Origin of the sequence: Streptomyces rubellus, assembly GCF_036323805.1 — a bacterium.
Taxonomy (GTDB): domain Bacteria; phylum Actinomycetota; class Actinomycetes; order Streptomycetales; family Streptomycetaceae; genus Streptomyces.
The window spans coordinates 1-23,831 of sequence record NZ_JAZDCX010000021.1 but is presented as its reverse complement, the minus strand read 5'-3'; the positions used below and the strand labels follow the sequence as shown (position 1 = coordinate 23,831).

Here is a 23,831-nt window from a genome sequence, read left to right as displayed (position 1 = left end):
CGCGCCAAACGCCGGGCACCCGGCGGCGGAGACGAAGCACCGCAAGGAGCGACCGGAAGGAGGGCCGAATGCCCACGACAGCGCAGGAGGAGGGCGGCGGGCCGCCGGTGGAGGAGGTCCGCACCCGCGTCTGGACGGTCCCCACCGACCGACCGGAGTCCGACGGCACCCTGGAGTGGGACTCCACCACCGTGGTCCTGGTGGAGACGCGCGCCGCCGGGCGCACCGGTACGGGCTGGACCTACGCCCAGCGGGCCACCGCCGAACTGATCGACACCCAGCTCGCGCCGCTGGTGACGGGCGCCGACGCGCTGCGGCCCGGGCACGTCTGGTCCCTGATGCGCCGCTCCCTGCGCAACGCCGGCTACCCGGGGGTGGGCGCGCTGGCGGTCTCGGCCGTGGACACCGCGCTGTGGGATCTCAAGAGCAGGCTGCTGGACATCTCCCTGGCCACCGCCCTGGACACGGTGCACGAGGCCGTTCCCGTCTACGGCAGCGGCGGTTTCACCTCCTACGGTCCCGCCGAGGTCGCCGAGCAGCTCGCCGGCTGGGTCGAGGAGGGCATCCCCCGGGTGAAGATGAAGGTCGGGCGCGACGACGCGGCGGACGCCGAGCGGCTGCGCGCGGCCCGCGCCGCGATCGGCGACCCGGCCGAGCTGTACGCGGACGCCAACGGCGCCTGGACCCGCAAGCAGGCCCTGGACCACGCCGGGCGCCTCCGCGACGCGGGCGTCACCTGGCTGGAGGAGCCGGTCTCCTCCGACGATCTGGAGGGGCTGCGGCTGCTGCGCGACCGCGGCCCGGCGGGCCTGGACATCGCGGCGGGGGAGTACGGCTTCACCCTGCCGTACTTCCGCCGCATGCTCGAGGCCGGGGCGGTGGACTGCCTCCAGGCCGACGTCACCCGCTGCGGCGGGTTCACCGGCTTCCGCGCCGCCGCCGCGCTGTGCGACGCCCACGGCATCGGCCTGTCGGCGCACTGCGCGCCGCAGCTGAGCGCGCACGCGTGCGCCGCGGCGTCCCGGCTGCGGCATCTGGAGTACTTCCACGACCACGTGCGCATCGAGGAAGCGCTCTTCGACGGCGTGCTCACCCCCGGCCCCGGCGGTGCGCTGCGCCCGGACCGCTCCCGCGCCGGGCACGGGCTGACGCTGCGCGCCGACCGGCTGGAACGCCACCGGGTGCGGTGACGGGCGGCGGCGGTGCCGCAGCGGCCCGGTCCCACTCCGGCCGCCCGGTTCGCCCCGGGGTGCCGGCCGGGGTGCTGCGGCGGCCGGTGTGGTGCGCGCCCGCAGGAGCGTCGCGGGGCCTCCGGCGGGTGCGGTTCGGCGGGCGCCGCCCGCCGTACGGCCGCGGCCGCCGCCGTGCCCGCCCTTCCCGGCCCTCCCCGGGATGCCCCGGGGAGGGTGCCTCCGGGTGTGGTCAGCGGGCGCCGCCCGCGGTGCGCCGCAGCGCCCGCCGTACGGCCGCCGCCGAGACCGTGCCCGCCGCCGCGGCCGCCGACAGCACGGCCGCCGCCGCGACCGTCGCCGCGGCCCGCGCCCGGGACGGCGGCGCGGTCCGCTCCGGCTCCGGCACCGCGCCGTCCCGGGCGGGCGCCGTGCCGCGCCGCTCCCGCAACCCGGCGGCCAGCGCCTCCGCCAGGTGCAGCGGGGCGCGGCCGGTGTCCGACTGCTCGGTCTGGGTGCGGCAGCTGAAGCCGTCGGCGAGGACCAGGGCACCGGCGTCCGCCTCGCGCACCGCGGGCAGCAGCGCGTGCTCGGCGCAGGCGGCGGAGACCTCGTAGTGGCCGCGCTCGAAGCCGAAGTTGCCCGCCAGACCGCAGCAGCCCTCCACCATCGACGCGTCCACCCCGGCGCGCTCCAGCAGTGCCCGGTCGGCGTCGAAGCCGAGGACGGCGTGCTGGTGGCAGTGCGGCTGGACCACGGCGGAGCGGTCCAGGCGGGGCGGTTCCCAGTCGGGCGCGCGTTCGGTCAGTACCTCGGCCAGGGTGCGGGTCTGCCGCTTCAGCCGCCCGATGTCCGGGTCGTCCGGGAGCAGTTCCGGGCCGTCCGCCCGGAAGACGGCCGTGCAGCTCGGCTCCAGGCCGACCACCGGGACGCCGCGCCGCAGATCGTCCCGGAGCACCTCCGCGGTGTGCCGCAGCACCCGCTTGGCGACCGTCAGCTGGCCGGTGGAGATCCAGGTCAGCCCGCAGCAGACCGCCGCGTCCGGGACCTTCACATGGAAGCCGGCGTCCTCCAGGACCTCCACCGCGGCCCGTCCGACCGCCGGGTGGAAGAAGTTGGTGAAGGTGTCGGGCCACACCACCACCTCGCCCCGCCGGCCGCCGCCGCGGGTCCCGCCGCGGGCCCGCCACCAGTCGGTGAACGTCTCGTCGGCGAAGACCGGCAGCTCGCGCTCGGGGGCGATCCCGCCCAGCCGTTTGGCGGCCCGCTCCAGCAACGGCGTGCGGGTGACGGCGTTGACCAGGCCGGACAGCCGGGCCGCCGGCCGGGCCAGGACGGGCAGCCAGCCCATGGAGTAGTGCGCCGCCGGCCGCGGGCGGCCCGCGTAGTGGTGGTGCAGGAACTCGGCCTTGTAGGTCGCCATGTCGACATTGACCGGGCAGTCGCTCTTGCAGCCCTTGCAGGCCAGGCAGAGGTCGAGGGCGTCGTGCACCTCCTTCGAGCGCCAGCCGTCCTCGATCGGCCCGGAGTTGTTCACCATCTCGAACAGCAGCCGGGCCCGGCCGCGGGTGGAGTGCTCCTCCTCGCGGGTGGCCCGGTAGCTGGGGCACATCACCCCGCCCTCCAGCGAGCGGCACTTGCCGACCCCGACGCAGCGCAGCGCGGCCCCGCTGAACCTCCCCTCGTCGTGGGGGTAGGAGAAGGCGGTCTCCGGCTCGTGGGGGTGGAAGTCCGCGCCCAGCCGCAGATGCTGGTCCAGCTTCGCGGGGAAGACCACCTTTCCCGGGTTCATCCGGTTGCGCGGGTCGAAGATCCCCTTCAACTCCTCGAACGTCCGGACGACCTCGGGACCGAACATCCTCTCCAGCAGCTCGCCCCGGGCCTGTCCGTCGCCGTGTTCGCCGGAGAGCGAGCCCCCGTACGACACCACGAGGTCGGCGGCCCGCTCGACGAAGTCGCGCATGGTGGCGACGCCCTCGGCGGAGGTGAGGTCGAAGGGGATGCGGGTGTGCAGGCAGCCGTGCCCGTAGTGCCCGTAGACGGCCGGATCGCCGTAGCCGAACTCCCGGAACAGCTCGCTGAGGTCCCGCAGGTAGTCGCCGACGCGGTCGGGGGGTACGGCCGAGTCCTCCCAGCCCTCCCAGGTGTCGGGGAGTCCCGGTACGTGCGCGGTCGCGCCGAGCCCGGCCTCGCGGACCTTCCACAGCAGGTGCTTGGGTCCGCTTCCGTGGTACCAGGTGGCGTCGGTCGCCTCGGGGAAGGCGCCGACCAGGGACCGGGCCCTCCGGGCCGCCTCCTCCCGGGTGTCGGCGGCGAACTCCGCCATCAGCCAGGACCCGCCGCCGGGCAGCATCTCGCGGCCGGCCGGGTTGAGCCCCTTGAGCTCCTCGAACCACACCAGCCGGTCGTCGACGCCCTCCAGCGCGTGCGGTCCGTGCTCCGCGACGGCCGGCACGTGGTCGGCGGCCGTCGCCGCGTCGGGAAAGCCGAGCACCGCCATGGCGGTGTGCCCGGGGACGTCGGCCAGTTCCAGCTCGGCCCGCAGCACGGTGACGAGCGTGGACTCCGAACCGACGAGCAGCCCGGCGACGTCGAAGCCGTTCTCCGGCAGCAGCGCGTCCAGGTTGTAGCCGGACACCCGCCGGGGGATGTCGGGGAACCGCTCGCGGACCAGCTCGGCGTAGCGGTCGCGCAGCGCGGCCAGCCCCCGGTAGACCTCCCCCCGGCGCCCCGGCTCGGCGCACAGCCGTGCCAGCTCCTCCTCGCCGGTGGACCCCACCCACATCCGCAGCCCGTCGTAGGTGAGCACCTCCAGGCGCCGGATGTTGTCCGAGACCTTGCCGTACCACTGGGCCGTCGAGCCGCAGGAGTTGTTGCCGATCATCCCGCCCAGCGTGCAGTTGGGATGGGTCGCGGGGCGCGGCCCGTACTGCAGCCCGTGGGGCGCGAGCAGCCGGTTCAGCTCGTCCAGCACGATCCCCGGCTCCACCACGCAGGTGCGGCTCTCCGGGGCGACGGAGACCAGCCGGTGGCAGTACTTGCTCCAGTCGAGTACGACACCGGTGTTGCAGCTCTGGCCGGCCAGGCTGGTGCCGCCGCCCCGGGAGAGCACCGGCACGTCGTGCTCCCGGCACACCTCCAGCGCGGCCACGGCGTCGTCCACCGCTTCGGGCAGCACCACCCCCAGTGGTGTCTGCCGGTAGTTCGACGCGTCGGTGGCGTAGGTGGCCCGGGTACCGGCATCGAACCGGACCTCGCCCTTCACTCTTCTCCGCAGTTCCTTCTCCAGGGCAAGCACGCGCGTCGATTACCTCATCCGGGTGCATCGAAACCGGACACAACCGGTGTTTCCGTCCCTCTGTCGCGGGTACCGCGAAGAACCGGAAGGAGGGAGAAACGGCATGCTGGTCAGCCTCCTGGTGTTGTTACTGATGTTCCTGGGCTACCTGACGGTGGCCCTGCTGACGGCTCGTGTGGCGTACGGCATGGAACGCGCCCGGATCATCGAGCAGGAGCGCGACTGGCACACCGACGAGGACCCGGTGGAGCGCTTCCGCGAACAGGGTCAGTCGGTGGCCGCCACCACGGGCTTCCTGTACGGGTTCGCCTGGCCCGTCGTCATACCCGGCTACCTCTTCTACCGCTGCGCCGCACTGGTGATCACCCGGCGCCCCCCGCCCACCCCGTACGAGCGCGCGGCCCGGACCGAACGGCTCGACGAACGCATTCGGGAGCTGGAGGAGTCGCTGGGAATGCGCGGACGGCCGCACGGGCAGGCGGATCACTGACGACGCGTCGTGCGCGGAGGCATGAACCGCACGGTATGGGTACCGTTCTGTGCGCATATGCGTGGCTACGTCAGGAGTGCCCTTGCTGGTTCTGATCGCCGCCCATGCCGTCGTGGCCGCCGTCCTTCCCGCCCTCGCCGGACGGATCGGCCGGGCCGTCTGGGCGGTCGCGGCAGCGGTGCCGCTGACGGCACTGGTCTGGGCCGCGGCACACGCGCCCGACGCCCTGGACGGCGACGCGCCCGTCGAGCGCTTCGGCTGGGCCCCCTCGCTGGGACTCGAGGTCGTCCTCCGGCTGGACGCGCTCTCCCTGCTGATGGTGGGTGTCGTCACCGGGGTCGGAGCCGCCGTCCTGGTCTACGGCGCCCGCTACACCGAGGAGGGCCACGGCCGCGAGTCCGCACTGCTGCTCGCCTTCGCCGGGGTGATGCTCGGCCTGGTCACCGCCGACAACCTGCTGGTCCTGTACGTCTTCTGGGAACTGACCACCGTGGTGTCGTTCCTGCTCATCGCGGGCCGCGGGAAGAGCCGGGAACACCGTGCCGCCGCCGAGCAGGCCCTGGTGGTCACCACCGGCGGCGGACTGGCGATGCTGCTCGGTTTCGTGATGCTGGGCGAGTCCGCGGGCACCTACCGGATCTCGGAACTGGTCGCCGATCCCCCGAGCGGGGGACACGTGCCCGCCGCGCTGGTGCTCGTCCTGCTCGGGGCGTTCACCAAGTCGGCGCAGCTGCCGCTGCACGGCTGGCTGCCCGCCGCGATGGTGGCGCCCACCACCGTGAGCGCCTATCTGCACGCCGCCGCCATGGTCAAGGCGGGTGTGTACCTGGTGGCCCGGCTCGCCCCGGGGTTCGCCGAGACCGCGCCCTGGCGGCCCCTGGTCCTGACCGTCGGCCTGGCCTCCCTGCTGTTCGGCGCCTGGCAGGCGCTGTGGGAGAAGGACCTCAAACGGGTGCTGGCGTACGGCACCATCAGCGAACTCGGCCTGCTCACCGCCCTGTTCGGCTACGGCACCCGCAACGCCGCCCTGGCCGGCGCGGTGATGCTGCTGGCGCACGCCACCTTCAAGTCGGCGCTGTTCCTCACCACCGGACTGGTGGAGCACCACACCGGCACCCGGGAGATCGACCGGCTGTCCGGGGTGGGCCGGCGCAGGCCGGTGCTGCTGACGCTCGCCGCGCTCGCCGCCGCCTCCATGGCCGGGCTGCCGCCGCTGGCCGGCTATCTGGGGCACGAGACGTATCTGCACACCTTCTGGGAGGCGGCCCTGCACGGTTCCGGAGCGGGCGGGGCATGGATCCTGGCCGCCCTGCTCGCCGGCTCGGCGCTCACCGTGACGTACTCCGCCCGCTATCTGTGGGGCGCCTTCGCCGCCAAGCCCGGGGTGCCGACCACCCCGGCCGGCGATCCGGCCGCCGAACGGGCCCTCGGCATGGCGGTGCCCATCGCGGCCCTGGTGGCGGCCGCCCTGGCGCTGGGGGTGTGGTACCCCGGCACCACCGCGCTCACCGAGCCCTACGCCGACACCCTGACGGCGGAGCAGAAGCCGTACCATCTGGCGCTCTGGCACGGCCTGACCCCCTCCCTGGCGCTGACCGCCGCCACCCTGGCCGCCGGACTCGCCCTGTACCGCGCGCTCCCCGCCCTCGGCCGGGCCGGGGAGCGGCTGCCCGCCCGGCGGCCCGACGCCCAGGAGGGCTACGCCCGGGCGGTCCGCGGCCTGGACCGGACCGCCGTGGAGGTCACCAGCCACACCCAGGTCGGTTCCCTGCCGGTCTACCTCACCGTGCTGCTGCTGACCGTCCTGCTCGTGCCCGGCACCGCCCTGCTGCTGCGGGACACCCCCGTGTCCGCCCCGCCGCTGTGGGCTTCGGCCCTCCAACTGCCGCTGGCGGTGGTGGTACTGACCGCGGCGCTGGTGCTCGCCGGGACCCGGCACCGGCTGGCGGCCACCCTGCTGGCCGGTGCGGTCGGCTACGGGGTCGCCGGGTTCTTCCTGCTCCACGGGGCGCCGGACCTGGCGCTCACCCAGTTCCTCGTCGAGACGCTGACCCTGGTGCTCATCGTGCTGGTGCTGCGCGGGCTGCCGGCCGAACTCGGGCAGCGCACCGGCTCCCACCGGGTGCGCCGGCTGCGCACGGCGGTGGCCGTGTCCGCCGGCGCCTTCGTCGGGCTGCTCGCCGTGGTCCTCTCCGCGGCCCGCGGCGCGTCGCCGGTGTCCGACTACTACGCCGAACACGTCAAGGAGGCCGGCGCGCACAACGTCGTCAACGCCATCCTGGTGGACTTCCGCGCCCTGGACACCCTCGGCGAGATCTCCGTGCTGATGGTGGCGGCGATCGGGGTGGCCGCCCTGATCGGGGCGCTGGGCGGCAAGAGGGCGATCCGGGCCCGGCCCCCCGCGGCGGACCGCCACGAACCGACCGCCCGCTGGGCGGTGCCGCACGAGCCGTGGCTGCCGGAGGCACGCGAACTGCCCGCCCACGACCGCTCGCTGCTGCTGGAGGTCCTCACCCGGCTGCTGTTCCCGGCCATCCTGGTGTTCTCGGTCTACCTGCTCTACTCGGGCCATCTGCGCCCCGGCGGCGGCTTCGCCGGCGGCCTGGTGGCCGGGCAGGCGTTCACCCTGCGCTATCTGGTGGGCGGCCGGGCCGACACGGTGTTCCGCGGCCCGCTCGACCCCCGGATCGTCGCGGGCGCCGGTCTGGCCCTCGCGGCGGTCGCCGGACTGGGGCCGCTGGCCTTCGGCGGCGCCCCCCTGGCGAGCGCGGTCCTCACCGGGACGCTGCCGCTGTTCGGCCATGTGGAGGTGGCCACCACCCTGGTCTTCGACACCGGGGTCTACCTGCTGGTGGTGGGGGTGTGCCTGAAGCTGCTGTCCGCCGTGGGGCCCGCCCAGCTGACCGCCGGGGAGGCCGCCGCCGGTCCCGGCGGCCGGCTCGCGACGACCGCCGCCACGACCGACGAGACCGGGAGCCGTGACCGATGACGACACTCGACCTGACGGGGGCCGTGGTGGTGGGCGGCCTGTTCGCCATCGGCTTCCACCTGCTGCTGCAGCGCTCCCTGATGCGCCTGCTGTTCGGCTTCCTCGTGCTGGGGCACAGCACCAACCTGCTGGTGCTGCTGGCCGCCGGGCCGCCGGGCGAGCCCCCGGTCACCGGGGAGGGGCACGGGACGGAGGAGTTCGCCGATCCGCTGCCGCAGGCCATGGCCCTGACCGCCATCGTGATCACCTTCGGCATCACCATCCTGCTGCTCGCGCTCGTCTACCGGGGATGGCGGCTGCAGGGCCATGACGAGGTCCGTGACGACGTCGAGGACCGCAGGGTGGGGGAGCAGTGACCCAGTGGCTTCTGATCGCACCCGTCCTGCTGCCGGTGCTGGCGGCCGGACTGTCCCTGGCCGTGTGGCGCAGCGCCGCCGCCCAGCGGCTGCTGGGCACCGCGGTGCTGACCGCGGTGCTGGTCGACGCGGTGGTCCTGCTGGTGCTCGCCGACCGGCGCGGCCCGCTGGTCCTGGAGGTCGGCGACTGGCCGGCCCCGGCCGGGATCGCGCTGGTGGCCGACCGCCTGTCGACGCTGCTGCTGACGGTGGCGCTGGCGGTGGCGCTGGCCGTGCTGGTCTTCGCCATCGGGCAGGGCACCGCCGAGGGGGACGCGCCCCGCACCCCCTTCCATCCGGCGTACCTGCTGCTGGTGGCCGGGGTCGGCCTGGCGTTCCTCACCGGTGACCTGTTCAACCTCTTCGTGGCCTTCGAGCTGATGCTCGCCGCCTCCTACGTGCTGATCAACCTGGACGCCGACGAGGGCCGCATCCGGGCCGGGATGACGTACACCATCACCAGCCTGCTGTCGTCGCTGCTGTTCCTCACCGCCATCGGACTGGTCTACGCGGCCACCGGCACGGTCAACCTGGCCGACCTCGGAAACCGGATCCCGGAACTCTCCGACGGGGTGCGCGGTGTGCTCAGCCTGCTGCTGCTGATCGTGTTCGGCATCAAGGCGGCGATGGTGCCGCTGCACTTCTGGCTGCCGGACAGCTACCCGACGGCCCCGGCACCGATCACGGCCGTACTGGCCGCGCTGCTGACCAAGGTCGGCCTGTACGCCATGGTGCGCACCCAGACGCTGCTCTTCCCCCGCACGGAGACCTGGACCCCCCTGCTGGTCGCGGCGGCCCTCACCCTCCTGGTGGGCATCCTGGGCGCCATCGCCCAGCAGGACATCAACCGGCTGCTGTCCTTCGTGCTGGTCAGCCACATCGGTTTCATGCTCTTCGGACTCTCGCTGTACACCGTCGACGGGCTCACCGGGACCGTCCTGTACGCCGTCCACCACATCGCGGTCCAGGCTGCGCTGTTCCTCGTCGCCGGCCTGGTGGTGAGCTGGGGCGGCAGCGCCGCGCTGCCGAAACTGGCCGGCACGGCCCCGCCGCCCGGGCTGCTGGCCGGACTGTTCGCGCTCGCCGCCCTCAGCCTCGCCGGGATCCCACCGCTGTCCGGCTTCGTCGCCAAACTGGCCCTGCTGCGCGCCGGGATCGAGCAGGGCGGTGCGGCGGTCCTGGCCCTGCTGGCCGCCGCCCTGCTCACCAGCCTCCTCACCCTCTACGCGATGGCCCGGGTGTGGCGGGCGGCGTTCGCCGCGGGAACCGAGCACCCGTCCTCCTCGCGGTGGCGCGGCGGCGGACTGCGTCTGATGGTCGGCTCCACGGTCGGCGCCGTGCTGATCGGCGTGGTGGTGGCGGCGGGTGCCGGACCGCTGGCCCGGCTCAGCGAGCGCGCCGCGGTGGACATCCTGGAGCGCGACGCGTACCAGGAGGCCGTGCTCCAGGGAGCCGGACGGGACGACCCGGACAGGAGTGGCGAATGACCCCGACAAGTGCCTCCGCGAGCGCTTCCGCGCCCCGGGGCGGCTCCCCGCCGCCCCGGCGGATCGCCCGGCTGTGGCCGCAGGTCCTGTGGCTGTGGCTGCTGTGGATCGTGCTGTGGGGCTCGGTGAGCCCGGTCGTCCTGCTGTGCGGGGCGGTGGTGGCCGTGCTGGTGCCGGTCCTCTTCCCGCTGCCGCCGGTCACCCGGCGGGCGCACCTGCACCCGCTGTGGCTGCTGGCCCTGCCGGGGCATCTGCTGGTGGAACTGGTCGGCTCGGCCCTCATCGTGGCCCGGGAGGCCGTGCTGCGCGGTCCGCGGGCGAAGGCGGCGGTGCTGGAGGTCCCGCTGTGGGTGGAGAGCGACCTGATGGTCTCCGCCACGGCCAGTCTGGCCTCGCTGACGCCGGGCACCCTCGTCCTGGAGATCGACCGCGACGGGCGGCTGCTCTACGTCCACGCCCTGCCGGTGCGGGACAAGGAGCACCTCGGGGCCCGGCGCGACGAGGTGGTGGACGCCGAGAGCTGGGTGGTGCGGGTCTTCGGCCCCTCCGGGGCACGCGGGGAGCTGGACCGGTGGCGGGAGTTGCCGAAGGCCCGGGGGAAGCGGTCGGGGGAGGGGACGCGGTGAACGTGGTCGGGATCGTCGCCCTGGCCGTGCTGGCCGCCGCCGCCCTGCTCACCCTCGTCCGCCTGGCCCGGGGCCCGGGCACCCTGGACCGCGCCATGGCGGTGGAGGTCCTGGTGACGACGATCGTCGCCGGGGCCGGAGTCGCGGTGGCCGTGTGGCAGTACACCACGGCCGTGTTCGTCCTGCTGGTGCTGGCGCTGCTCGGCTTCATCGGGGCGGTGACGGCGGCACGGCTCGTCGAGGAGCGGGAGGACATGCGATGAGGGTGCTGCTGGAGGTCTTCGCGGCCGTTCTGCTGCTGGGCGGTGCCTTCTTCTGCCTGCTGGGCGCCATCGGCCTGGTGCGCTTCCCGGACACCGTCACCCGGCTCCAGGCGGGCGCCAAGGCCCAGACCCTGGGCCTGGTGCTGATCATGATCGCGGCGGCCCTGCTGGTGCCCGCGCCCTACTCCGCCCTGCTGCTGCTCATCGCGGTCTTCCAGCTCGTCACCGCGCCCGTCCTCGGCCAGGTCGTCGGCCGGGTGGCCTACCGCACCGGCGCGGTGGACCGGCGCACCCTGGTCGTGGACGAGCTGGCCGGGCGGCTCGCGCCCCCGGACCGGGACCCCGGATCCTCCGCCGGGGAACCGGAGGACACCACCGCGGGGCAGGACCCCGGGGACGGCCGGGAACGCGAGCCGTGAACGGGCGAGCGGGGAGCTCAGCGGCGGGCCGGACGCAGCACCACCGCCGAGCCCCCGCCGCGCCGCTCGGGCTCGGCGACGGCCTGGTACCGGCCGCCGCCCAGCACCTCCAGCGCGGCCGCCGCCCCGATCTCCGGCGCGGGGGTGAAGGCCCGCGGCGGCGGGACGAACCGGTGGCCCAGTGCCTCCAGCGCCGCCCGCTCGGGAGCGGAGTCCAGGAAGTCCGGCTCGGCCAGGGTGTCGGCGGTGTTGCGCTGCGAGAGCCGGGGCGCGGCCACCGCCTCCGGCAGTGTCATGCCCAGGTCGAGCCGGTTCACCAGGGTCTGCAGCACGGTGGTGATGATGGTGGACCCGCCCGGCGTGCCCAGCGCGAGCAGCGGACGGCCGTCGTCCAGCACGATCGTGGGCGCCATGCTGCTGCGCGGCCGCTTGCCCGGACCGGGCAGGTTCGGCCCGTCCACCTCCGGTGACAGCGGTGTGAAGTCGAAGTCGGTGAGCTCGTTGTTGAGCAGGAAGCCCCGGCCGGGCACGGTGATCGCCGAGCCGCCGGTCTGCTCGATGGTCAGCGTGTAGGACACCACGTTCCCCCAGCGGTCCGCGGTCACCAGGTGCGTGGTGGACGGGCCCTCGTACGGCTCGGGGCCGCCGTGCCCGGCCGCGCACTCCCCGGAGCCGGGGGCACGCGGATCGGCGGGCGCCACCGGACCGGGCAGCGCCCGGCCCGGGTCGATCAGACAGGCCCGCTCCTTGGCGAACCGCTCCGAGAGCAGCTCCTCGGTCGGCACCTCGGAGAACGCCGGATCACCCACCCACCGGTTGCGGTCGGCGTACGCCAGCCGGCTCGCCTCCAGGTAGTGGTGGAGCGCCCGGGCGCGGTCCATCCCGGCCAGGTCGAAGTTCTCCAGGATGTTCAGCGCCTCGCCGACCGTGGTGCCGCCGGAGGAGGACGGGGCCATGGAGTACACCTCCACACCCCGGTAGTCCACCTTCGTCGGTTCCTGGAACAGCACGCGGTAGCGGTCCAGGTCGGCGGTGGTCATCAGCCCGGGCCGCACCGTGCGGTCCGCGTCCGGCGCCACGGGCGGGCGCCGCACCGTACGGGTGATCTCGCGGGCCAGCGGCCCCTCGTAGAGCGCGTCGGTGCCCTCGCGGGCCAGCAGCCGGTAGGTGCCGGCCAGATCGGGGTTGCGGAACACCGAGCCGACCTCGGGCGGCTCCCCGCCGGGCAGGAACAGCTCGGCGGTGGGGGTGAAGTCGCGGAAGCGGTCCTCGTTCAGCTCGGTCTGGGCCCGGAACTCCGGGCTGACGGTGAAGCCGCGCTCGGCGATCCGGGTGGCCGGCCGCAGCGCCGCCGCCAGCGGGACGGTGCCCCAGCGCTCCAGGGCCGCCTCCCAGGTGGCGGGCGTACCCGGCACCCCCACCGACAGGCCCGAGTTCACCGCCTCGCCGAAGGGGATCGGTTCGCCGGTGGCCGGGTCGAGGAAGGCGTCCGGCCGCATGGCGGCCGGCGCGGTCTCCCGCCCGTCGACGGTGTGCACCCGCCCGGTGCGGGCCTGGTAGTGGACGAGGTAGTCGCCGCCCCCGATTCCCGCCGAGTAGGGCTCGACGACACCGAGCGCCGCCGCGGTGGCCACCGCGGCGTCCACCGCGTTGCCGCCCGCGCGCAGCACCTCCAGACCGGCCCGGGAGGCGTACGGGTTGACGCTGGCCACGGCGCCGCCGTAACCGGTCGCGACGGGGGCGGCGGGCGGTCTGCGGACCGTGTCGGCCGCCGTGGCGGCCGTGGTGGGTGGTGGCAGCAGCAGGGCCAGGGCGAGGGCCAGGACCACTGCCGCCGTCAGGACCGGGGCCGGGCCGAGGCGGAACGGGACGGGCAGGGCCGGAAAGGAGCGAGGGGGGAAAGGCGATCGGGCGGGCATGGAGCCTCCGTGGTCTCCCGGGGACGCTCAGACGACGGGAAACCCTGTCAGCCGCGGCGGTCCGGGGCAACGGTGCCGCGCCGGTCCGGGCGGAGGCTGCATGACGGGATGCCGGGCCGGGTACCCGGCCCGGCATCCCGTCAGGAGGTGCGCCGACCATGCGGATTCCCGGCCGGTCCCGGACCGGTACCGAGCCCGTCACCGCCCGCAGTGCCCTGGGGCTGCGGCTGCTGCTGTCCTTGGTGTACGTCCCGGTGTTCCTGGCCGGGACGGTGCTCTTCGCCGTCTGGGCCTCCCGGGCCGGTCCGGGCGACGCACCGGCCCCGGACTCGCTGCGCACGCTGGCCTGGATCTGCGGGGTGCTGACCGTGCTGGGGCTGGTGGACCTGTCCGTCGTCCTGGCCCGCCGCAGGCGCGAGCGGTCCGCGGCACCGGGGCGGGGGAGCGGGCGGTCCTGACCCCCGCCCCGGCGCCGTCCGGGTGGTGCCGGGCGGTGCCGGGCCTAGGCTCAGGGCTGGAGGATGACCTTCACCGCGCCGTCGGTCTTCTTCTGGAACATCTCGTACGCCTCCGGGGCCTTGGCCAGCGGCATGTGGTGGGTGGCGAAGCCGTCCACGCCCAGCACGTCCTCGTCCGTCAGCAGCGGCAGGACGTCCGGCACCCAGCGCCGCACGTTGGCCTGCCCCATGCGCAACTGGATCTGCTTGTCGAACAGGGTGAGCATCGGCAGCGGATCGGACATCCCGCCGTAGACACCGCTGAGCGAGATCGTGCCGCCGCGCCGCACGGCGTCGATGGCGAGCTGGAACGCGGCGAGCCGGTCCACCCCCGCCGTGGTCATCAGCTTCTCAGCGAGCTTCTTCGGCAGCAGCTTGGTCGACTTCTGCGCCGCCTCGGCCACCGCGCTGCCGTGGGCCTCCATGCCCACCGCGTCGATCACCGCGTCGGTGCCGCGCCCGCCGGTCCGGTCGCGGATGACGTCGGCGACCCCCTCGGCGCCGTGCTCGGTGAGGTCCAGCACCTCCACACCGCGCGCCCGGGCCCGCTCCAGGCGTTCGGGCACCAGGTCGACGCCGATCACCTTCGAGGCACCCCGGTGCAGCGCGATCCGGCACGCCATGTCACCGATGGGACCCAGGCCCAGCACCGTCAGGGTGCCGCCCTCGGGGACGTCCGCGTACGCCACCGCCTGCCAGGCGGTCGGCAGCACGTCCGACAGGTACAGGAAGCGGTCGTCCGCCGGCCCCTCGGGCACCTTGACCGGCCCGTAGTGGGCCTGCGGCACCCGCAGGTACTCGGCCTGGCCGCCGGGCACCTGCCCGTAGAGCTTGGTGTAGCCGAAGAGCGAGCCACCCGTGCCGTACTCGCGGTTCTGGGTGGTCTCGCACTGGGTCTGCAGGTCCCGGGAGCACATGAAGCACGAGCCGCAGGCGATCTGGAAGGGCATCACCACCCGGTCGCCGGGGGAGAGGTTGGGCACCTCCGGCCCGACCTCCTCCACCACGCCCATCGGCTCGTGCCCGAGGATGTCGCCCTCCGTCATGAAGGGGGTGAGCGGGTCGTACAGATGCAGGTCCGAGCCGCACAGCCCGGACGAGGTGACGCGCACGATCGCGTCCGTGGGCTCCTGGATCACCGGATCGGGCACCTCGTCCACCCGTACGTCGCCCCGACCGTGCCAGACCACTGCCTTCATCAGACTTCACCTCCGGATAGGGAACCGGACGGGTACCCGCGAGCGGGGCGGCCAGTCCCGCGACGTCACCACACCCGCGGGCGTGTTAGCTCTGCGGCAAACGAGGTATTCGGTGGCCATGTTCTTGCTCAGGCCCCCCGGGGTTTACGCGCCGCAGGACGACACCTGGCTGCTGCGGCAGGCGCTGCGGGACGCCGCACTGGCCCCCCGCGCCCGCGTGCTCGATCTGTGCACGGGCACCGGAGTGCTCGCCATGTCCGCCCTGCGGATGGGCGCCGCCGAGGCGGTGGCGCTGGACGCCTCGCCCCGCGCGGTGCTCGCCGCCCGCTGCAACGCCCGGCTGCACCGGCTGCCGCTGCGGGTGCGGCGCGGCGACCTCGCCGACGCCGTGACCGAGGCGGCCCGGGGCGGACGCTTCGACGTGGTCCTCGCCAACCCGCCGTACGTGCCCTCGCCGGACGCGGAGCCGCCCCGCCGGGGACCCGCCCTGTGCTGGGACGCCGGCCCGGACGGCCGCACCGTGCTGGACCGGCTGTGCGGGAGCGCGCCGGAGCTGCTGGTGCGGGGCGGGGCGCTGCTGCTGGTCCACTCCGAGCTGTGCGGCACCGAGACCACCCTGGCCATGCTGCGGGAGCGGGGGATGAAGTCCTCGGTGGTGGCCCGGGCCGTCATCCCCTTCGGCCCGGTACTGCGCGGACGTGCCGCCTGGCTGGAGGAGCGGGGGCTGATCGCTCCGGGGCAGCGCACCGAGGAACTGGTGGTGGTCCGTGGCGACCTCCCCTGAGGCCCGTGACCTGGCGGAGGAGACGGTGGTGGAACCCGTGGCGGAGCCCGCGGACCGGCGTGCCCGGCGTGTGGTGGTCGACCCCGAGGGGCCGGTGCTGATCGAGGGGCCGGTGGAGGTCGAGCTCCCCGACGGCCGTACCGCCCGCTCGGACCGCTTCGTGGTGGCCGTGTGCGTCTGCCGCCGCAGCCACCGCTACCCGTGGTGCGACACCAGCCACCGCCGCCGGGAGCGCCGCCCCCGTCCGGCCGCCGAGGGGAAGGACCCGGACCGGGGCCCGGACGGGGACCGGGACACCTGACGGCGGCGGACCGCCGCCGCACCCCTCCCGGCACCCCTCCCGGTGCAGCACCCGCCGCAGCGCGGCGGCGTGCGCCAGCCGGACCTCCCGGGACTCCTCGACCAGTCCCGGCTCGGGGATCCGGAACGCGTCGCCCGCGAAGCGCGGGATCACCGAGACGTGCAGGTGGTGGAAGACCTGGCCGGGCACGGTGCTGTTCTGCACGACCGTGCTGCCCACCGTCCCGTACGCCTCGCGCACGGCGGACGCCACGGCGGCGACGGCCCCGAAGAGCTCGGCGAGGAGAGCGGGCGGCGCCTCGTACAGTGCGGTCACATGGGCCGCCGGCAGGACCACGGTGCGGCCGGGGTCGTTCTCCCGCCGCATGAGGTTCGGGACGGCGCGGACGTTCCCCGAGCGGTACACGACCAGGTCGGTGTCGGCCTCGTCCCGGCCGATCCGGCAGAAGGCGCAGTCCGCCACCGGAGCGTCCCGGGGGACGGGTGGCGGGGCGGACGGTGTGCTCACGGGGGAACTCCTCACCGGGACCGGCGGACGGCTCCGCGGCATCCCGCTCAGCGTGCCGGACCGGCCCAGCCCCGGGTGTGCCGGTGCCGCCCCGGCCCCACCGCCGCGAACTCGTCGAAGGACTCCGCGTCGCGCACCGCGCCCGGCCGCCGCAGGGCCTGCGAGAGCGGACTGCCCTCGGCGGGGAACGGCTCGCCCTCGGCCGTGTGCAGCGGGCCCGGCACCAGGGCGCCGGCGTCCCACACGGCGGCGCGCTGCTCGCCGTGGCCGCCGAAGAAATCGGCCCCGGCGTAGGCGACGGGACCGGCGGCGGACCAACGGGCGAGCGTGCGGTCGAAGCCGCCGGGCAGCTTCCGGAACCCCGGCGGGCAGGCGGCCGGACCCGCGGTGCCGCCGGGGGGAGAGGACGTCGGAGAGCTCGTCCGTCATGGGCAGCAGCGCCAGCCCCTGGCGCAGCGGCGCCGTCCGCGCGGCGGCGATGCCCGCCGCGGCCCGCAGCGGCTCCTCGCGGGCGATCACCGCCTCCAGGACGTATCCCATGGACTCGTCCTCCGCCTCCGCGCCCGGGCCCTCCGGCGAGAGGCGTTCTGGCAGCGGCCCCCGCTCCCGGCGCCGGGAATCCCGGTGCCGGAAGCGGGGGGCCTCAGCCCGCCGACGGCGCGTCCAGGGGGCGCCGCAGCGAGGAGTCGCCGCCGCGCCAGGCACCCAGCAGGTGCTCCGCCAGCCGCTCCTCCAGCAGTTCGGTGGCCCTGATCCCGAACACCACGTCGGCGGCCAGGTGCGGCTCACGGGCCAGCAGATCGCCGATGACGTCCCGGCGCATCACCTGCTCGTGGACGGCGTCCGCCTCGATGTGCTCGGTGAAGAACAGCACGCACCGCTCGTCGGCACCCAGCCGCTCCAGCGCCCGGGCCATCTTCCGGGCGCTGGGCGCGGTGCTGATCTCGGCGGCGGCGAAGTGTCCCACCAGCGCGCCGCGCAGCGACCGGTGCAGCCCGCACAGCGACATCAGGTTCACCGTGGCCAGCGCCGGGGCGGGCACCCGGTCCAGGTAGCCCAGATAGGACGGGTCCAGCCCGGCGCCCGCCAGCAGGTCGGCGAAGAGCCGCGCGTGCACCCGCTCGCCGCGGCCCCCGCCGTACTCGTCGTACTCCACCGCCACCAGCGACGCCTTGGCCTGGCCGTCGAGGCGGGGGATGGCGAAGGCGTGCGGATCGGCCTCCTTGAGGTGGTAGACCGAGCGGTGCGCGAAGTACTCGCGCAGCTGCCACCACTCGCCCTCGCGCAGCAGGAAGTCCGACACCCCGCCGCCCTCGGCGGGCTGCACCAGCAGCGGATCCAGTGCGGCGGCCACATCGGAGTCCGAGGAGGCGCCGCTGCCGGTGTCGCGGCGCAGCGCGGCCAGGAAGACCCGCTCCAGGGCGGCGCGCAGCCGCAGGAGGTCCGGGTCCCACTCCCAGTCGGGTGACACACCCGCGAAGCCCCGGTAGTGCAGCTCGTAGCAGAGGTACAGGGCCAGCTGCAGATCGTCGCCGTACGGATCGGCGTCCGCCACCGCCGGGTCCTGGACGGAGGGAAAACCCGCGGGCCCAGTCGGTGCGCCCGGCGCGCCCGGTGCCCCCGGCGCGGGCGGCGGGGCGGCCAGGGCGTCCAGCACCGCAGCGCTCAGCGCGCCGCGCGCCCCGGGGAGCGCGGCGGTGTCGGCGCTGGTCAGGGCGCCGGTCACGGTGTTCGTGGTACTCGGGGAAAGAGAACCGGTCGTCATGACTGGTCGTGTGCCCGCGCGTCGGTCAGTGAAGCCAGCAGCTCCACCACGGCCCGCGGCCCGCCCCGCGCCCAGGCGCGCCGCTGCCGCTCGGCACCGGTGCCGTCCCGGCGCACCGCGTCCAGCAGCCGCCGTACGGTCCCGGTGTCGCCGGTCTCCTCCAGGGCGGGCGCCACGTGCCGCAGCAGGGCGCCGACCAGGTCGGCGGCCGGCACCCGGGTGCGGGTGACGGGATCCACCCCGTCACCCGCCGTCCCGTACCGCGCCGCGGACCACACCGCGGCGCGGGCCGTCCCCTCGTCCAGCTCCGGCTCGGGCAGCCCCGCCGCCAGCTCGGCCAGGGCCCGGCGCACCAGGGCGCGGCCGAGCGCGGCCTGCAGCACGGCCTCGTCGACGGTGGCCGCCGCGTCCGCGACCCGGAACTCCACGGTGGGCAGCCAGGGGGAGGGGCGCATCAGCCAGAAGCTCATCCGGTCGTCGATGAGCGCGCCGCAGGACACCAGCCGCTCGACCGCGGCGTCGTGGGCGGCGGCGTCGGGGAAGCGGGGCGGGATGCCAGCGGCGGGGAAACGGAACTGCTCCATCATGCGCCAGCTGGCGTATCCGCGGTCCAGGCCGTGCGAGAAGGGCGAGTTCACCGAGAGCGCCAGCAGGGTCGGCAGCCAGGGGCGCACCCGGTTGACCACGGCCACCGCGGTCTCCCGGTCGGGCACTCCCACATGGACGTGGCAGCCGCAGACCTGGTAGTCGTCCACGATGTCGGCGAACCGCTCCGAGATGCGCCGGAACCGCTCCCCGTCGGCCACCGGAACGCGCCCGTCGCTGAGCGGCGCCGAGCCGGCGGACAGCAGGTACAGGCCCTCCTCCCGGGCGGCGTCCACCAGCCGGGCGCGGTCCGCCGCCAGCACGTGGCGCAGCTCCTCCAGCGAGGTGCACACCCGGGTGGCGGACTCCACCTGGCTGGCGAGGAACTCGGCCTTGCACCCGGAGCCGTCGGCCGGGGACGCCTCCTGATGGGCGCGGCGCAGCACCGCCCGTGCGGCGGGCACGGTGCGCGCGGTGGTCGGGTCGGCCAGGAGGAACTCCTCCTCGACCCCCATGGTCAGCCCCCCGGCGGTTCCTTCCCTGGTCACGGCAGTGTGCGTACCCCCGGACCGGGTGGTGAAACGAACGGCCGGGTTTTCCGGGGCGGGCCCACGGGTACCGCGGGTGGCCGCACCGGCGACGGCCGGCGGACACCGGCTACACGAAGGGAACCCACGTGGCGGAACGGCAGCAGGAACTGGGCGAGATCAGCGGCGACGGGAACGACGAGAACGTCGTGGCGCTGCTGATGCGGCAGCACGGCGAGATCCGGAACCTCTTCGACGAGGTGGAGGCGACCGAGGGCGACACCCGGCGGGACGCCTTCCACCGTCTGGTGCGGTTGCTGGCGGTGCACGAGACCGCCGAGGAGGAGGTGGTCCACCCCTACGCCCGGCGCAGCATCGACGGCGGGGAGGCGGTGGTGGAGGACCGCCTGGCGGAGGAGAGGAAGGCGAAGGAGACGCTGAAGGACATGGAGGACATGGACCCGGACAGCCCGGAGTTCATGCCCCGGCTGGCGGCACTGCGGCACGACGTGGAGTCGCACGCGCGCGCCGAGGAGCGCTACGAGTTCGTCCAGATCAGCCGCAACACCGAACCCGAGCGGCTCCGCACCATGGCGAAGGCGCTCAGGGCGGCGGAGGCGACGGCCCCCACCCGCCCGCATCCCGGCGCGGAGACGGCCGCGGAGAACCTGGCGGTCGGTCCGCTCGTCGCCGTGGCCGACCGCGCCCGGGACGCCGTGCGCAAGGTCATGGGCGGGCACTGAGGGCGGGTGCCGGGCGCGGTACGGCACCCGCGTCCGGCGCCGTACCGCGGCCGGGCCGCCGTCCTCCGGGAGGACGGCGGCCCGGCACATCGGGGGCGTGGGGTCCCGGGGTCAGGTCCGCTGGTGCTCGCGCAGCGACGGGGCCGGGTGCTCGCCCTCGGTGCTCAGCCGGTACTCGCCCCCGAACATCTCCCGGTGCCGGTCGATCACCTGCTCGCTCGGCGGCTCCTCGCCGCCGTGGATCTGCTCCTGCATCCGCTCGAAGCGCTCGTGGGCCTCGCGCACGTAGCCCGCGCCCAGCGTCGTCAGGTCCAGCTGGGTGTCCAGCAGCTCCCGGATGTACCCCTTGTTGGGTTCGAAGGTCAGGACGTTGGGGAGGGCCGGCGCCAGGACCTCCTCGGGTTCACGCCCGTCGTGCCGCCGCATCAGGTCGCAGGCGATGTGCAGGTGCTCCAGCTCCATGTTCAGGTGCAGCTCCCAGATCGCCTTGACCTTCGGGTCGCTCTCCTGCTGCATGAAGGAGTAGTACAGGTAGCACTCGTTGTACTCGTGGTTGACCAGCCGCTCCCACCAGGTCTCGCCCGGGTCCACCAGGGACTCGTAGTGCGTGACGTGCTCCTCCTCGATGAGCCCGATCTCCTGGTAGAGCTGCCGGGCGATCGGCTCCATGTACTGGGGGCCGACGTTCATGTAGAAGTTCATGGTCTGCTGCTCCGCCGACATGATCGTCAGGGCGTGCAGCTTGGACAGCGGGTCGGTCCGCTGCCGGTCGTAGGGCTCGCGGACGTTGTCGGCCGGGTGCCGGTGGTGGTACTTCGTCGGCCGGCCGGGGATGACCTCGGTGAGCTGGTCGACGATCTTCTCGGCCTTGCGGTGTTCGATCATCTCGTACAGGTTCGAGTACCGGTACAGGTGGTCGAAGTCCTCCAGGACACCGAACTGGTACGCCTGCTTGAGGTACGGGTCGGGCTCCATCCGGGCGACCCAGGCGGTGAGGTCGACGGCCACCTGCTCGTAGGCGATCGTCGTCTCCAGCACCGAGGACAGCCCCGGCAGCAGCCAGTTGACGGTCTTCTGCTGCTGCTGCTCGGTGTACCGGACCTCCGCCAGCTTCCGCTTCACCTCCATGTCCGGGCAGACCCGGGCGAAGTGGTGGCTGAACATGATCGCCTCGACCTCGATGCCGTTCATGGTGATGATGCGGCAGCGGGTGTAGGGGTCGGCGTGGTTGGGGTCGATCGGCTCGACGTTCAGTTCGCGCCAGTTGCGGATCTGCCGGTCCAGCGGGATACCGCGCTGTTCCAGGGGGTTGAAGGTCACCTGGGTCCTCCTGCTCGTGTACGGCTGGCCGCGCCCGGCTCGCTGCTCCGGTTCTCCACCGGCCTTCGCCGGCCTCCATCGGTCTTCCCCGTGTCGGGCGCAGGCGCCGGGGTACCCCTGACCCCACCCCCGAAACGGGGCGAACGGGTGCGGCCCGGGCCCGGGACGCGTTTCCGCCGGGAGTCGGCGGGTACCGGCGGGGCGATGAGAACCGACCGGATCACCGACGTGTTCACGCCCCTGACCTGCACCGGGACCCGGAGGGAGAAGGACCATGGCTGACGAGAACGACCCCATCGAGACGGACGAGACCGGGCCGGAACTGAGCGAGGAAGGCGCCACCGCCACCGACGACGAGACCCCTGGCCTCCCGCCCGACGACAGCCCCGCCACCGGTCCCAGTCCGGGTGACTCCGCACTGTCCGGCCCCGACGACCCGGGTGCCGCCCCGGAGGACGCGGGCCTCCCCGACCTGCAGGACGGCGCGCCCGAGCAGGCGTGGACGAACGATCCGCAGCAGATGCCCGTCCCCGGTGAGCGGCCGGTGGCCGCCGAGGAGTGGGGCACCACCTACTCCGAGCAGGTCGAGGGCAAGCCCCTGTCCGACCGGCTGGCCGAGGAGGAGCCCGACGTGGGCCGGGAGGCCGCCTACGGCGCCCCGGCGGACGAGGCGGGCCAGCTCAGCGACGACCCGCTGGAGGACCGGCCCGCCAACCAGGACGTGTTCTCCCACGAGTCCCCGGCCGAGGGGCTGGGACCGGAGGAGACGGCCGTCCACATCGTCGACGACGGCCGCGACATCGGGCAGCTGCGCGGCGAGGAGGACGAGGACCAGACCGGCCCGCCCGAGGGCGTGGGAGAGGTCGGCGAGTCCGGCCGGGGCGAGGGCACCGGAGTGCGTCCGGAAGGAAGGGGAACACGGAACCCGTGAGCGAACTCCCCTCCGACCACGAGTCGTACTGGCTGGCATCCGCCCCCGTCACCCCGGAGACCTCCCACCCGCCGCTGGAACCCGGCAGCGAGACCGACACCGACGTCGTGGTGATCGGCGGCGGCATCGCGGGCCTGTGCACCGCCTGGGAGCTGGCCCGGGCCGGCCGCGGGGTCACCGTGGTCGAGGCCGACCGGATCGCCGCCGGGGTGACGGGGCACACCACCGCCAAGGTCACCGCCCAGCACTCGCTGATCTACGACGAGCTGCGGAGCAAACACGGCGCCGAGGGCGCCCGGCACTACGCGCGATCCCAGCAGGAGGCCCTGGAGCACCTCGTCGCCGTGGTGGGCGAACTGGGCGTCGACTGCGAGCTGGAGCGGGTGGCGGCCTACACCTGGGCCGAGTCCGAGGAACAGGACGAGAAGGTGCGCGCCGAGGCCGAGGCCGCCGCCGAGGCCGGGCTGCCCGCCTCCTACGTCACCGACACCGGACTGCCCTTCCCGGTGCGGGGCGCGGTGCGGGTGGCCGACCAGGCGCAGTTCCACCCCCGCAGGTATCTGCTGGCGCTCGCCGCGGACCTGCTGCGGCGCGGCGGGCGGATCGCCGAACGCACCCGGGTGGTCGGGCTGGAGGAGGGCGAACCGTGCCGGGTGACCGCCGAGAACGGTGCGGTGGTCACCGCGCGCGAGGTGGTCGTCGCCACCCACTACCCGGTCTTCGACCGGGCGATGCTCTTCTCCCGGCTGGAGCCGCACCGGGAGCTGGTCGTCGCCGCCGCGATCCCCGCCGACCAGGACCCGGCCGGGATGTACATCACCCCCGAGGACAACACCCGCTCGGTGCGCACCGCGCCGTACGGTGACGGGCAGCGGCTGCTCATCGTCACCGGCGAGAGCTTCCTGCCCGGCACCGCGGACGTCCCCGAGCGCTTCGCGCGGCTGGCCGGCTGGACGGCCGAGCGCTTCCCCGACGCCCGGATCGTCCACCGCTGGGCCACCCAGGACAACGCCTCCACCGACCGGGTCCCCTACATCGGCCCCTTCCACCCCGGGGCGCGGCACACCTATGTCGCCGCCGGCTTCGGCGGCTGGGGGATGACCAGCGGGGTGCTCGCCGGGCAACTGCTCACCGCGTACCTCACCGAGAGCGAACTGCCGCCGTGGGCCGGCCTGTACGACCCCAGGCGGCTGCCGGGGGTACGCGAGGCCCCGGCACTGCTGGGGCTGCAGGCCACCGTCGCCAAGCACTTCGTCGGCGACCGGCTGGGCGGCTCCACCCATGTGGACTCCGTGGAGGACATCCGGCCCGGGAGCGGCGCCCTGGTGCGGGTCGGCGGCCGGCGCTGCGCCGTCCACCGGGACGCCCAGGGGCGGCTGCACGCCGTCTCGGACCGCTGCACACATCTGGGCTGCCTGGTCCACTTCAACGACGCGGAACTGGCCTGGGAGTGCCCGTGCCACGGCTCGCGCTTCGCTCCCGACGGCTCGGTGCTCCAGGGCCCGGCCGTCCGGCCCCTGGAACGGCGCGATCTCGACGGGGCGGAGGAGGCCGGGGGGACGGAGACGGAGAGCGCCGGGGAGTGAGCGCGGTCCTGGGGGCGGGGCGCCGGGCCGC

The 23,831-nt window shown here is 74.5% G+C and carries 21 protein-coding genes and 1 pseudogene; 14 read left to right on the top strand and 8 right to left on the bottom strand.

What is annotated here, in order from left to right:
* The first annotated feature begins 68 nt into the window (after positions 1 to 68).
* Complete coding sequence (locus tag V1L54_RS22295) at positions 69 to 1,190, top strand: enolase C-terminal domain-like protein (RefSeq protein WP_330119861.1); 1,122 nt, start codon at positions 69 to 71, stop codon at positions 1,188 to 1,190.
* A 232-nt stretch (positions 1,191 to 1,422) separates the two neighbouring features.
* Here the strand turns inward: V1L54_RS22295 and V1L54_RS22290 are convergent, their stop codons facing one another.
* Positions 1,423 to 4,467, bottom strand: coding sequence for an FAD-binding and (Fe-S)-binding domain-containing protein (locus V1L54_RS22290; RefSeq protein WP_330119860.1), 3,045 nt, complete (start codon positions 4,465 to 4,467; stop codon positions 1,423 to 1,425).
* A 103-nt stretch (positions 4,468 to 4,570) separates the two neighbouring features.
* On the opposite strand from V1L54_RS22290, the gene V1L54_RS22285 reads away from it, so the two are divergent.
* The 7 genes from V1L54_RS22285 (at position 4,571) to mnhG (ending at position 11,136) form a co-directional block, all read left to right on the top strand.
* Positions 4,571 to 4,957, top strand: a complete 387-nt coding sequence (locus tag V1L54_RS22285) for a hypothetical protein (protein WP_330119859.1) — start codon at positions 4,571 to 4,573, stop codon at positions 4,955 to 4,957.
* An 82-nt stretch (positions 4,958 to 5,039) separates the two neighbouring features.
* A complete protein-coding gene (locus V1L54_RS22280) occupies positions 5,040 to 7,946 on the top strand; it encodes a Na+/H+ antiporter subunit A (RefSeq protein WP_330119858.1) in 2,907 nt (968 codons plus the stop codon).
* On the top strand, positions 7,943 to 8,302 hold the full coding sequence (locus tag V1L54_RS22275) for a Na(+)/H(+) antiporter subunit C (RefSeq protein WP_330119857.1): 360 nt from the start codon (positions 7,943 to 7,945) through the stop codon (positions 8,300 to 8,302). The genes V1L54_RS22280 and V1L54_RS22275 overlap by 4 nt, the downstream gene beginning before the upstream one ends.
* Positions 8,299 to 9,828 carry a Na+/H+ antiporter subunit D gene (locus V1L54_RS22270; protein WP_330119856.1) on the top strand — a complete coding sequence of 510 codons (1,530 nt, stop codon included), beginning with the start codon at positions 8,299 to 8,301 and terminating at the stop codon, positions 9,826 to 9,828. The genes V1L54_RS22275 and V1L54_RS22270 overlap by 4 nt, the downstream gene beginning before the upstream one ends.
* Complete coding sequence (locus tag V1L54_RS22265) at positions 9,825 to 10,454, top strand: Na+/H+ antiporter subunit E (protein WP_330119855.1); 630 nt, start codon at positions 9,825 to 9,827, stop codon at positions 10,452 to 10,454. The genes V1L54_RS22270 and V1L54_RS22265 overlap by 4 nt, the downstream gene beginning before the upstream one ends.
* The gene (locus V1L54_RS22260) at positions 10,451 to 10,717 is read left to right on the top strand and encodes a monovalent cation/H+ antiporter complex subunit F (RefSeq protein ID WP_330119854.1); all 267 of its coding nucleotides are present in this window, start codon (positions 10,451 to 10,453) and stop codon (positions 10,715 to 10,717) included. Before V1L54_RS22265 ends, V1L54_RS22260 begins: the two co-directional genes overlap by 4 nt.
* A complete protein-coding gene (mnhG, locus tag V1L54_RS22255) occupies positions 10,714 to 11,136 on the top strand; it encodes a monovalent cation/H(+) antiporter subunit G (RefSeq protein ID WP_330119853.1) in 423 nt (140 codons plus the stop codon). The genes V1L54_RS22260 and mnhG overlap by 4 nt, the downstream gene beginning before the upstream one ends.
* Before the next feature lie 17 nt (positions 11,137 to 11,153).
* Here mnhG and ggt read toward each other — a convergent pair whose 3' ends face one another.
* Positions 11,154 to 13,055 carry a gamma-glutamyltransferase gene (gene ggt, locus V1L54_RS22250; protein ID WP_330119852.1) on the bottom strand — a complete coding sequence of 634 codons (1,902 nt, stop codon included), beginning with the start codon at positions 13,053 to 13,055 and terminating at the stop codon, positions 11,154 to 11,156.
* Positions 13,056 to 13,213: 158 nt separating this feature from the next.
* Here ggt and V1L54_RS22245 point away from each other — a divergent pair, with 158 nt between their 5' ends.
* Positions 13,214 to 13,513, top strand: coding sequence for a DUF6343 family protein (locus V1L54_RS22245; RefSeq protein WP_330119851.1), 300 nt, complete (start codon positions 13,214 to 13,216; stop codon positions 13,511 to 13,513).
* 50 nt (positions 13,514 to 13,563) lie between these two features.
* On the opposite strand, the gene V1L54_RS22240 is transcribed toward V1L54_RS22245, so the two are convergent.
* Positions 13,564 to 14,751, bottom strand: coding sequence for a zinc-dependent alcohol dehydrogenase (locus tag V1L54_RS22240; protein ID WP_330119850.1), 1,188 nt, complete (start codon positions 14,749 to 14,751; stop codon positions 13,564 to 13,566).
* A 118-nt stretch (positions 14,752 to 14,869) separates the two neighbouring features.
* Here V1L54_RS22240 and V1L54_RS22235 point away from each other — a divergent pair, with 118 nt between their 5' ends.
* Positions 14,870 to 15,535 carry a HemK2/MTQ2 family protein methyltransferase gene (locus V1L54_RS22235; protein WP_330119849.1) on the top strand — a complete coding sequence of 222 codons (666 nt, stop codon included), beginning with the start codon at positions 14,870 to 14,872 and terminating at the stop codon, positions 15,533 to 15,535.
* 10 nt (positions 15,536 to 15,545) lie between these two features.
* A complete protein-coding gene (locus V1L54_RS22230; RefSeq protein ID WP_330119937.1) occupies positions 15,546 to 15,836 on the top strand; it encodes a CDGSH iron-sulfur domain-containing protein in 291 nt (96 codons plus the stop codon).
* A 150-nt stretch (positions 15,837 to 15,986) separates the two neighbouring features.
* Here the strand turns inward: V1L54_RS22230 and V1L54_RS29530 are convergent.
* The 4 genes and pseudogenes from V1L54_RS29530 to V1L54_RS22210 form a co-directional block, all read right to left on the bottom strand.
* A pseudogene (locus tag V1L54_RS29530) lies at positions 15,987 to 16,385 on the bottom strand (HIT family protein); the annotation flags it as partial.
* Positions 16,386 to 16,390: 5 nt separating this feature from the next.
* Positions 16,391 to 16,588, bottom strand: a complete 198-nt coding sequence (locus V1L54_RS22220; RefSeq protein ID WP_330119848.1) for a hypothetical protein — start codon at positions 16,586 to 16,588, stop codon at positions 16,391 to 16,393.
* Between the two features lie 398 nt (positions 16,589 to 16,986).
* The gene (locus V1L54_RS22215; RefSeq protein WP_330119847.1) at positions 16,987 to 18,069 is read right to left on the bottom strand and encodes an iron-containing redox enzyme family protein; all 1,083 of its coding nucleotides are present in this window, start codon (positions 18,067 to 18,069) and stop codon (positions 16,987 to 16,989) included.
* Between the two features lie 35 nt (positions 18,070 to 18,104).
* Positions 18,105 to 19,241 carry a carboxylate-amine ligase gene (locus tag V1L54_RS22210; protein WP_330119846.1) on the bottom strand — a complete coding sequence of 379 codons (1,137 nt, stop codon included), beginning with the start codon at positions 19,239 to 19,241 and terminating at the stop codon, positions 18,105 to 18,107.
* A 200-nt stretch (positions 19,242 to 19,441) separates the two neighbouring features.
* On the opposite strand from V1L54_RS22210, the gene V1L54_RS22205 reads away from it, so the two are divergent.
* Complete coding sequence (locus tag V1L54_RS22205; protein ID WP_330119936.1) at positions 19,442 to 19,963, top strand: hemerythrin domain-containing protein; 522 nt, start codon at positions 19,442 to 19,444, stop codon at positions 19,961 to 19,963.
* Between the two features lie 111 nt (positions 19,964 to 20,074).
* Here V1L54_RS22205 and V1L54_RS22200 read toward each other — a convergent pair whose 3' ends face one another.
* Positions 20,075 to 21,283 carry a hypothetical protein gene (locus V1L54_RS22200; RefSeq protein WP_330119845.1) on the bottom strand — a complete coding sequence of 403 codons (1,209 nt, stop codon included), beginning with the start codon at positions 21,281 to 21,283 and terminating at the stop codon, positions 20,075 to 20,077.
* A 274-nt stretch (positions 21,284 to 21,557) separates the two neighbouring features.
* On the opposite strand from V1L54_RS22200, the gene V1L54_RS22195 reads away from it, so the two are divergent.
* The gene (locus V1L54_RS22195) at positions 21,558 to 22,214 is read left to right on the top strand and encodes a hypothetical protein (protein WP_330119844.1); all 657 of its coding nucleotides are present in this window, start codon (positions 21,558 to 21,560) and stop codon (positions 22,212 to 22,214) included.
* Complete coding sequence (locus tag V1L54_RS22190) at positions 22,211 to 23,800, top strand: FAD-dependent oxidoreductase (RefSeq protein WP_330119843.1); 1,590 nt, start codon at positions 22,211 to 22,213, stop codon at positions 23,798 to 23,800. Before V1L54_RS22195 ends, V1L54_RS22190 begins: the two co-directional genes overlap by 4 nt.
* Positions 23,801 to 23,831 lie beyond the last annotated feature (31 nt).

Coding starts and splice junctions, on each gene's coding strand:
- V1L54_RS22295 (WP_330119861.1), top strand. CDS start 69: ATGCCCACGACAGCGCAGGAGGAGGGCGGCGGGCCGCCGGTGGAGGAG.
- V1L54_RS22285 (WP_330119859.1), top strand. CDS start 4,571: ATGCTGGTCAGCCTCCTGGTGTTGTTACTGATGTTCCTGGGCTACCTG.
- V1L54_RS22275 (WP_330119857.1), top strand. CDS start 7,943: ATGACGACACTCGACCTGACGGGGGCCGTGGTGGTGGGCGGCCTGTTC.
- V1L54_RS22265 (WP_330119855.1), top strand. CDS start 9,825: ATGACCCCGACAAGTGCCTCCGCGAGCGCTTCCGCGCCCCGGGGCGGC.
- mnhG (WP_330119853.1), top strand. CDS start 10,714: ATGAGGGTGCTGCTGGAGGTCTTCGCGGCCGTTCTGCTGCTGGGCGGT.
- ggt (WP_330119852.1), bottom strand. CDS start 13,055: ATGCCCGCCCGATCGCCTTTCCCCCCTCGCTCCTTTCCGGCCCTGCCC.
- V1L54_RS22245 (WP_330119851.1), top strand. CDS start 13,214: ATGCGGATTCCCGGCCGGTCCCGGACCGGTACCGAGCCCGTCACCGCC.
- V1L54_RS22240 (WP_330119850.1), bottom strand. CDS start 14,751: ATGAAGGCAGTGGTCTGGCACGGTCGGGGCGACGTACGGGTGGACGAG.
- V1L54_RS22235 (WP_330119849.1), top strand. CDS start 14,870: ATGTTCTTGCTCAGGCCCCCCGGGGTTTACGCGCCGCAGGACGACACC.
- V1L54_RS22205 (WP_330119936.1), top strand. CDS start 19,442: ATGCGGCAGCACGGCGAGATCCGGAACCTCTTCGACGAGGTGGAGGCG.
- V1L54_RS22195 (WP_330119844.1), top strand. CDS start 21,558: ATGGCTGACGAGAACGACCCCATCGAGACGGACGAGACCGGGCCGGAA.